Genomic DNA, 9,130 nt, shown 5'->3' on the forward strand with positions numbered 1-9,130 from the left:
CCCGCGGTGGAAGCGACCGAGCCCGCCGCGCGCGCGGCCGCTCTGGCGGCGCTCAACGCCGGCCTCTCGCCGGCCCACCGGCGGATGATCTTTGAGGAGTTCTTCCTGCTCCAGACCGGCCTGCAGTTCATGCACCAGAGCCGCAGGCGGGTGGCCAAGCCGCACCGGATCGCGGTCACCGACGCCATCCGCGACACTGTCCGCCGGTCGCTCCCGTTCAAGCCCACCGCGGCGCAGAAGCGGGTGATCAAGGAGATCGTCGCCGACATGACGTCGCCCTGGCCCATGCATCGCCTCCTGCAGGGGGACGTCGGCAGCGGCAAAACCATCGTCGCCGCGCAGGCCATCCTGGTGGCGGCGGGCAACGGCTGCCAGGCTGCGCTCATGGCGCCCACCGAGATCCTGGCCGAGCAGCACCACGCCGTGCTCACCCGGCTGCTCGCCCACACCGGCTACGCCGTGGAGCTGCTCACGAGCTCGCGCCCTGCGGCGGAAAAAGAGGCGGCGCTCCGCCGCATCGCCGCCGGCGAGACGCCGGTGGTGGTGGGCACCCACGCCGTCATCCAGAAGGACGTCGACTTCCGACGCCTGGCGCTGGCCATCATCGACGAGCAGCACCGGTTCGGGGTCATGCAGCGGGCCGAGCTGATGCGCAAGGGCCAGAATCCCGACATCCTGGTGATGACCGCCACCCCCATTCCCCGCACCCTGGCCCTGACCGTGTACGGCGACCTGTCGCTGTCGGTGATCGACGAGATGCCCGCCGGCCGCATGCCGGTGCGTACCCTGCTCCTCGAGGGCGAGCGGGACCTGCCCAAGGCGTACGACATCATCCGGCACGAGATCGCCGCCGGCAACCAGGCGTTCGTGATCTACCCGCTCATCGAGGAGTCGGAGAAGGTGGACCTCAAGCACGCCCTGGCCGCGCACCGTCGGCTGTCGGAGGACGTCTTCCCCGGCGTCCGCGTCGGTCTGCTCCACGGCCGGCTCCCCGAGGCCGAGCGGATGGCGGTCATGGAGGCGTTCCGCCGCGGCGAGGTCCAGGTGCTGGTCTCCACCACCGTGATCGAGGTGGGCGTGGACATCCCCGACGCCACGGTGATGATGGTGGAGCACGCCGAGCGCTTCGGCCTGAGCCAGCTCCACCAGCTCCGCGGCCGCATCGGCCGCTCCACGAAGCCGGGGTGGTGTTTGTTGGTGGCCCACGACTGCAAGACCGACGAGGCCCGGCGGCGGCTGGACGTGATGGTCCAGACCACCGACGGCTTCCGCATCGCCGAGGAGGACCTGGCCATCCGCGGGCCGGGCGAGGTGTCCGGCACCCGGCAGTCGGGGGTGCTCAATTTCCGGTTCGGCTCGCTCATCCACCACCGGGATCTGCTGGAGCTGGCCCGGGTCGAGGCGACGGCGTTCGTCAGCCGGGCCATGGCCGAGCCAGCCGGGGCGGAGATGGCCCTGCTCCAGCGGATCCGCCGCGACTGGGCGGACCGTTTCGGCCTGGTGTTGGTGGGTTGAGACCCGCGCCCAAGGAGGCGAAAGCGTATGCAAATTCCATTCACCGGCGACGGCGTGCCCCCGAGCCGCAGCACGGCCCATGCGGCCGGCGCGGATCTTCACGCGGCCGAAGAGTTGACGCTGGCGCCGGGCGAACACCGCTTGGTGTCCACCGGGCTGCGGGTGGCCATCCCCTCGGGTCACGCGGGGCTGGTCTGGCCGCGCAGCGGCATCGCCGTCCGCGACGGCATCGACACCATGGCCGGCGTCATCGACAGCGACTACCGCGGCGAGGTGCGGGTGCTCCTCATCAACCACGGCCGGGAGCCGTTCCACATCCGGCGCGGCGACCGGATCGCCCAGCTGCTGGTCCAGCGGGTGGAGTCGGCCGAGTTCGTGCCGGCGGACGAGCTGCCGGAGTCGGCGCGAGGCGAGGGGGGATTCGGATCCACGGGGCGGTGAAGTGAACACACGGCGCGCCACGGGTGGAATGCTCCTGTTGACCGGGCTGATGGTGGCCGCGGCAGTCGCCGCGCTGTTGGCCGGCGGTGAGCCGGCGGCTCCGCTGACGGAGTCGGCCCGGCGCTGGGTCACCAGCCACCGCGATGCGATCCGGCGCACCGCCGTCGCCTACGGCGTGGACCCGGTCGTGCTGGCCACCGTGGTCGCCACCGAGATCGACTGCCGCACCGCCTGGGATGACATGGAGGAGTCCTATATCCAGGGGCTGCTCCGGCGCGAGGATGACCGCTTTTTCCAGGAATTGGCGACGCTCTTTCGGGACGCCGCCGCCGAGCCTCGCGAAGCGGCGGCCTACCAGCGGCTGCTCTACTTCTGCAGCGTGGGACCGGCCCAGATCCAGCTCCGGCTGGCCATCGAGGTGGAGCCCCGCGTGGCCCAGGTCCGGCAGCAACCTCCCCGCGGGCTGCGTGCGCTGCTGGCCGCGCTGCTGGACCCGGCGGACTGCCTTGACAGCGCCGGCGCGGTGGTCGCCAACATCATCGATGCCTACCGCCGCATCGCCGGCGTCGACATCGCCCGCGACGCCGGCATCGTCGCCACTCTCTACAGCCTCGGCAGCCCCGCGAGCCGAGCCCGCCAATACACGCGCACGCCGCCCGACGAGCGCCGGCTCCAACCCAACGAGATGGGCCGCCACGCGCAGGCCGTCCGGGCGGAGGTGGCCCGACTGCTCGACGGACGCTGAGCGCGCCGCGACGCAAGGCGGCCCGCCGGGATTCCTGATAATATTCCGTTCTTCAATCCTTCGTTGACACGCTTTGCGGCCATTTGGTACATTGCCGGCTATTGACCGGTAGGAAGGCAAATGATCTGGAACTTCGGTGATGTCAGCGCGGAACTTGGACGGTCGGACCGCGCCCGCTTCGGCGTCATCCCCGTGCCGTTCGAGCGGACCACGTCCTACGGCAAGGGCACCGCGGACGGGCCGCGCGCCATCGTCGCGGCGTCCCGCTACATGGAGCTGTTCGACGAGCAGTACGGCTTCCAGCCCGCTGACGCCGGCATCTGGACCTGCCCGCCGCTCGAATTAACGGAAGAAACTATCGAGGGGAACATCCATCTTATCTCCTCGAGAACCGCAGAACTCATGTCGCAAGACAAGTTCCTGATCTTTGTAGGCGGCGAACATTCCATCACCTTTCCCATCGTGCGGGCCTACCGGGAGCGCTACCCGACCCTGGGGGTGCTGCAGGTGGACGCGCACGCGGACCTGCGGTGGGAGTACGAAGGCTCCATCTACTCCCACGCCAGCGTGATGCGGCGGGTGGTGGACATCTGCCCGGCGGTGCAGGTGGGGATCCGCAGCCTGAGCAAGGAGGAGCACGACGAGCTGCCCAGGCTGCCGACAACCATGGTTTTCGCCCACGAATATTTCCGGGACCCGGCGGCAGCCGTTCAGAAGATGCTTGCAAATCTCCCGACGGATGTCTATATTACCTTCGATCTGGACGGCTTGGATCCATCGATTTTGTCCGCCACCGGGACACCCGAACCGGGCGGACTATCCTGGTATGACGCGCTGGCATTGCTGGAACCGGTCTTCGCGTCGCGCCGGGTGGTCGGAGCGGACGTGGTGGAACTAGCCCCCGTTGAAGGCTTCCCCGCTAGCGATTTCGTCGCGGCCCGCCTGGTCTACAAGATGATGTCGATGCAGGAACGTTTTCGGCAGTCGTGAATCCAATTTTGGGAGGCAGAATATGATCAATCGTGGCAGAATCAGGCTCATCCTGACCGCTGCGCTCGCCCTCACCCTGCTGGTCGCGGTCGCCGTGCCGCAGGAGGCGAAGGAGGAATACACCTACGAGGAGTATTCCTATTACAACAAGGCCAAGGCCGAGACCGATCTGACCAAGAAAGAAGCGGCCATCTTCGAGTTCCTGGAGAAATTCCCCAACTCCACCCTGATGAACTACGTCGTGGCCGAGTTCCAGGCCTGGGCCAACGCCACGATCCAGAAGGGGAGCCACGACCAGGTCATTGCCGCCTCCACGCGCCTGCGGGAGATGGTGCCCGGCTCGGACGTGCCCGTCCAGGCGCTGGCGTCCGCCTACTATTTCAAGCAGGACTTCCCCAACTACCTGGCCAATTCCGAGATCCTCTACGCCAAGCAACCCAACGTCCAGATGGCGTACTACATGGCGGACGCCGCCATCAAGTGCGGTGACATCGCGCGCGCCGAAAAATACCTCGGCGCGGTGGAACAGGAAGGCGCCCTGCTCATGAAGGTGGATCTGGCTTACAAGCTGTACGGCTACTACGCGGGCAAGAACGACCCCAAGGCCATCGAGACCGCCCAAAAGGTCATCGTCCTCCTCGAGGTGAGCGAGCCGCCGGCCGACTTCAAGGGCGATTGGGCCGCGTTCAAGAACGGGACTCTGGCCGCCTGCTACGGCGCGGTGGGCAACTCCCAGCTGAAGGCCAGCAACTTCACCGCCGCCGCCGAGACCTTCGAGAAGGTCGTCAAGGTCAATCCGAAGGATGCCGCCAGCTACTTCTACCTCGGTTTGTCCTACTGGTTCGGCAAGCAGGCCAAGGCGGCCGCCCCCGCGTTCGCCAAGGCGGCGGTGCTGAACCAGCCCATCTCGTCCAAGGCCGCCGAGCAGCTCTACAAGCTGCTGGAGGGAGCGGGCCTGGCCGACAAGTACGACGAGTACATCGCCACCGCCAAGACCGAGCTGGGCATCCAGTAGCACGATCCGCGGTTTATCACCCGATGACGGTTCCGGCCGCCGGTGCATCCGGCGGCCTTTTCTTTTTGAGTTCGGCGCGGCTCTGTGGTCAAATAGCTCTGTTCGCCGGCCCGCCGAGGCGCGGCCGGACGTCCCCCCAGGAGGTGCCTTGTGATCGACACCCAGCGCATGGTGGAACAATTCATGGCCATGGTCCGGATCGACAGCGAGTCGGGCCATGAGGAGGCCATGATGCAGTACCTGACCGGCTACCTGACCCGGGAGCTCGGCGCCGAGTGCGTCCGCGACGCCTACGGCAACCTGGTGGCCCGCTGGCCGGGTCAAAACTCCACCGCCGCGCCCATCCTGCTGGCCTGTCACGCCGACACGGTCAAGCCGGGGCGGGGGATCGAGCCGGTGCTCGAGGGCGAGGTCATCACATCACGGGGCGAGACCATACTGGGCGCCGACGACAAGGCGGGCATCGCCGAGGCCATCGAGGCCATCCGGACGGCGCCGGCCCATCCGCCCATCGATTTCGCCGTCAGCCGCGAGGAAGAGGTGGGGCTGCTGGGCGTCAAGAACCTCGATCTGTCGCTCATCCGAGCCAAAGAGGGGTACCTCCTCGACAGCGACGTCCTGGACACGGTGGTCATCGGCGGCCCCACCTACGTCGCCATCGACGTGGACGTCACCGGTCGTGCCGCCCACGCCGGCATGGAGCCGGAGCGAGGCATCTCGGCCATCCAGGCCGCCGCCCGGGCCATCGCCGCGCTGGATCTGGGCCGGCTGGACCACCAGACCACCGCCAACGTCGGCGTCATTTCCGGCGGCATCGTCCGGAACGGCGTCCCCGAGAAGGCCGGTTTCCTCGCCGAGTGCCGCTCCCTGGATCACGCCACCGCCATGGCCTTGGCCGAGCGGATGACCCGAACCATCCGGGACGAGGTCGAGGCCAGCGGTGCGACCGCCGACATCCGCGTGGATGTCAAGTGCGAGGCGGTGGGCATTCCCGAGAGCACACCGGTGGTCCAGACCTGCCTTGCGGCCATCGCCTCGGTGGGGCTGAAGCCCCGCACCACATACATCTGCGGCTTCACCGATGCCTCCATCTACAACAACCGCGGCATCCAGACCGCGGTGCTGGGCATCGGCGCCGCTAACGAGCACTCCGCCCAGGAGCTCATCGCCGTGCCCGACATGGTCACCGCGGTGAAGATCCTGCACCGCATTTTCGAGATGAAGGCGTGACCCGTCGGTGAATGGGTGAATCGGTGAATCGGGCCGATTCGTGCTCGAAATTCGTAATCGTCATCGAGGCTCGAGACCGGCGGCTCGTTCCCGTCCCTCTTTGTTCGTGCTCCCAACCCGACGTAGCCGGAACCAAATGATCGGCATGGCGGTGGACGGGCGCGTCGTTTCTCCCGCACCGTGTGCACCGCGGCCTTACACTGCCGGCGGGAGACCCTCCGGCGACCCGCGGCTCGCCGGTCGAACATGAGTAGCCCCGGGTCCCCCCCCGGGGATCTCCAAGCCCGGCCCGGATCGGGGACGATCCGTGAAGCGGGTCGCACATGATTCTCTGGATCTGTGGGTCAGGGCGGGAGTGGACGCTCCGCCGGCGCGCGGTCAGTTGATCGTCCCGTCGAATCCCAGGTCTGAAATATCTTCAACAGCGAGAACAGACTCGGCACCCAATCACCAAGAATAACTATAAGCTATCTCAGATAACCGATAATCCGAAATGCCCGATGAAAATGTCAGATGATCGATGACAAATGGAATTCTCTTAGAAGTATTTCCTCCCCCCCTCATACCTTGCGGAGAAGTAGCTGTCCGCCATCCGGTCGGTGCGGATCCGCTTGCCGGCGCCCGGCGCGTGGATGAACGCGCCGTCGCCGCAGTAGATGCCCACGTGGGAGACGCGCCCGTTCCGGGCGATGGAGAAGAACACCAGGTCCCCCTTCTGCAGGCGGTGGGCGGCCACCTCGCGACCGGCGTCGTACTGCGCCGCCGCCGAGCGGGGCAGGTTCAGGCCGTTGAGCTGGTACACCGCCTGGGCCAGGCCGCTGCAGTCGAAGCCCTCCTCCGGCGACGTACCGCCCCACTGGTACGGCGTGCCGATGAAACTCTCGGCGGTGCGGACGATCCGGTCGCGGAGGAAGTCCTCGCCCTTGCTCTCCGCCTCGGCCACGGAGTACGTTTCAGGGCTCACGATGAAGTAGTCGTCGATGGCGCCGGACCGTCGCAGGCGCTCCGCCTCGCCGCGGGCCGCCTCGCGGGTGGCGAAGTCGCCGAAGCGCACCTTGTACAGGCCCGACTTGTAGAGGAAATAGAAGGCATCGAGGCCCTGCAGCCGGAGCGCCCGGGTGAAGCGCTCGGCGTTGGCCACCTGGGCGAAGGCGCCCACCTGGATGGCGTAGCCCGTGCGGGCCAGGCCCGGTGCGCCCGGCACCGGCCGGGCGGTGGGCGGCGCCGTGGGAGGCGCGTCCGGCACCGGTGTCCGCGGCTTCTTGCCACACCCGCCGGCGGCCAGGGCGAGAGCGATCGCGACCGCCGCCAGCGCCGCCGCCATTCGCCGTGAGCCCCTGCGCGCCGTCCGCATCGTTCGCACCTCCGTCCGCGCATCGTTTGTTGCATGATACCACAGCCGCATCCATAGGCCGCGTCCTGCAATCAACGCCCCAATCGGTCTTCGGAGTGCGGTGGTGAAGCGCCTGTCCCGCTGCGGCGGTACGCCGGATTGGAGTGCGGCGGCATGACGCCGCTCTGGATTTGCGCGGAGCGCAGGGCAATATCGCGGCGCGCGAGGGGGGGCGCGAAGCAAGATCCCGGCGCCTGCTCCGCGGGAAACCAGAGCGCAGATGTGTCCGCGCACTCCAGACCGCGGTGCCGCCGAGGGAGGACTCGCTGCAGCATGAATCGGTGAATGGGTAAACGGGAAAATCGGGAGGGGTGAGATGGCGGATCAGCCATCAATAATCAACCATCAACCCGGGATTCGTCAATCCGCGAACCTGAAACCTGCGAACCTTCAAACGCCGGATTGAAGGCAGGCACGACGGTCACGTGAGCGAGCCCCGAATCCCGAACCGCGAGCCCGATCACGCTGACGATGACAATTACCAATTACGAGCACGAAATCCGAAATCCGATGTTCGAAGTCCGCAGGTGGTATGATGGGCTAAAACGAGGGACGCCCCGATGACGACACCAGCAAATCCCGTAACCCTGAACGTTCCATGCGCCGGCCCCTACGCCGCCGAGCTCCGTGCGGCAGTGGACGCGGCGCTGGCCGCCGGCCGCCTTCTCCTAGACGAGTTCCATCGCCCCGGCGGGCCGCGGGGGCCGCGCGCCCACTGCCCCGCCGACGGCGAAGCCGAGACGCTGATCCGCCGGTGCCTGGGTGACGCCTTTCCCGCCAGCGGTCTCCGCGGCGAGGAGCTGCCCGCGGCGGACCGCCCGCCGGCCGTGGCTGGCGGGCCCGTCTGGCTCATCGATCCCAACGACGGCACCTCTTCGTTCCAGCGGGGGTGGCGGGGCGCGGCGGTGTCCATCGCCCTGGTGCACCAGGGCCGGCCCGTGCTGGGCGTCGTCTACGCCTACGCCGCCCGCGCCGGCTACGGCGACCTGTTGGCCTGGGCGCTCGGAGCGCCGCTGACCCGCAACGGCGTAGTGCTGCCGTTTCCCCGTACCGGTGCCCCAGCCGTCGTTTTACTCAGCCAGGCCGCCGACCGGAAACCGGCCGTCAATGCGCGACTCTGCGCCCCGCGGCGCTACCGCGGCGAGCCCAGCATCGCCTACCGGCTGGCGTTGGCAGCCGCCGAAGAGGGAGCGGCGGCGGTTTCGCTGAACAGCCCCACCGACTGGGACGTGGCTGCAGGCCACGCCCTGCTCCTGGGCGCCGGTGGGAACCTCCACCGGATTGACGGTGCGCCGGTCGTCTACGACGCGCTGGGCGCAGCCGCCGTGGGCGATTGCGTCGGCGGGACGGGGTCAGCCCCGGCCGAACTGGTCCGCCGGCCGTGGGCCGAGGTGTTCGGACCGGTCCCGCATCCCGACGATGCGTACGGCCTGCTCGAGGCCGATCCGGCGCGTCTGGTGGCGGACGCGGCGCTGCTGGACCGGGCGCAGGGGTGCCTCCTGGGGCAGATCGCCGGCGACAACCTGGGCGCCCAAGTGGAGTTCCGGAGCGCAGCGGAGATCGCGCGGCTCCATCCCGACGGGCTGTGGAAGCTCGCCGACGGCGGACAGTGGGACATCTTGGCCGGCCAGCCCACCGACGATTCGGAGCTGGCGCTGGCGCTGGCGCGGTCCATCGTCCGGACTGGCGGCTACGATCCGGCCGCGGCGGCCGCAGCGTACGCCGGCTGGTTCGGCAGCGGCCCCTTCGACGTGGGCATCACCACCGCCACCGCCCTGGGACCGGCCCTGGCGGCGCTGCG

8 protein-coding genes are annotated in these 9,130 nt (G+C 68.3%); 7 read left to right on the forward strand and 1 reads right to left on the reverse strand.

Features of this window, described 5'->3' with window-relative positions; all coding sequences use genetic code 11:
* The 6 genes from recG to GX414_05630 all read left to right on the forward strand — a co-directional run.
* A partial coding sequence (recG, locus tag GX414_05605) for an ATP-dependent DNA helicase RecG (GenBank protein ID NLI46566.1) occupies positions 1-1,515 on the forward strand: 1,515 nt, incomplete at its 5' end.
* A gap of 27 nt (positions 1,516-1,542) precedes the next feature.
* Positions 1,543-1,956, forward strand: a complete 414-nt coding sequence (dut, locus tag GX414_05610; protein NLI46567.1) for a dUTP diphosphatase — start codon at positions 1,543-1,545, stop codon at positions 1,954-1,956.
* A gap of 1 nt (position 1,957) precedes the next feature.
* On the forward strand, positions 1,958-2,701 hold the full coding sequence (locus GX414_05615) for a DUF1402 family protein (GenBank protein ID NLI46568.1): 744 nt from the start codon (positions 1,958-1,960) through the stop codon (positions 2,699-2,701).
* Between the two features lie 120 nt (positions 2,702-2,821).
* Positions 2,822-3,691 (forward strand): agmatinase, encoded by an 870-nt coding sequence (gene speB / locus GX414_05620; GenBank protein NLI46569.1) that lies wholly within the window; start codon positions 2,822-2,824, stop codon positions 3,689-3,691.
* Between the two features lie 22 nt (positions 3,692-3,713).
* Positions 3,714-4,706, forward strand: a complete 993-nt coding sequence (locus GX414_05625) for a tetratricopeptide repeat protein (GenBank protein NLI46570.1) — start codon at positions 3,714-3,716, stop codon at positions 4,704-4,706.
* 150 nt (positions 4,707-4,856) lie between these two features.
* Positions 4,857-5,936: a M20/M25/M40 family metallo-hydrolase gene (locus tag GX414_05630; protein NLI46571.1), complete on the forward strand. Its 1,080-nt coding sequence runs from the start codon at positions 4,857-4,859 to the stop codon at positions 5,934-5,936.
* A gap of 538 nt (positions 5,937-6,474) precedes the next feature.
* On the opposite strand, the gene GX414_05635 is transcribed toward GX414_05630, so the two are convergent.
* Positions 6,475-7,260 (reverse strand): hydrolase, encoded by a 786-nt coding sequence (locus tag GX414_05635; protein NLI46572.1) that lies wholly within the window; start codon positions 7,258-7,260, stop codon positions 6,475-6,477.
* Positions 7,261-7,889: 629 nt separating this feature from the next.
* On the opposite strand from GX414_05635, the gene GX414_05640 reads away from it, so the two are divergent.
* Positions 7,890-9,130 (forward strand): hypothetical protein (locus tag GX414_05640; protein NLI46573.1); only part of this gene is annotated, 1,241 nt, incomplete at its 3' end.

Source organism: Acidobacteriota bacterium (assembly GCA_012517875.1).
Taxonomy (GTDB): Bacteria; Acidobacteriota; JAAYUB01; order JAAYUB01; family JAAYUB01; genus JAAYUB01.

Excerpts from the sequence above, each read along its gene's own strand:
- speB (NLI46569.1), top strand. The coding sequence starts at position 2,822 with ATGATCTGGAACTTCGGTGATGTCAGCGCGGAACTTGGACGGTCGGAC.
- dut (NLI46567.1), top strand. The coding sequence starts at position 1,543 with ATGCAAATTCCATTCACCGGCGACGGCGTGCCCCCGAGCCGCAGCACG.
- GX414_05635 (NLI46572.1), bottom strand. The coding sequence starts at position 7,260 with ATGGCGGCGGCGCTGGCGGCGGTCGCGATCGCTCTCGCCCTGGCCGCC.
- GX414_05625 (NLI46570.1), top strand. The coding sequence starts at position 3,714 with ATGATCAATCGTGGCAGAATCAGGCTCATCCTGACCGCTGCGCTCGCC.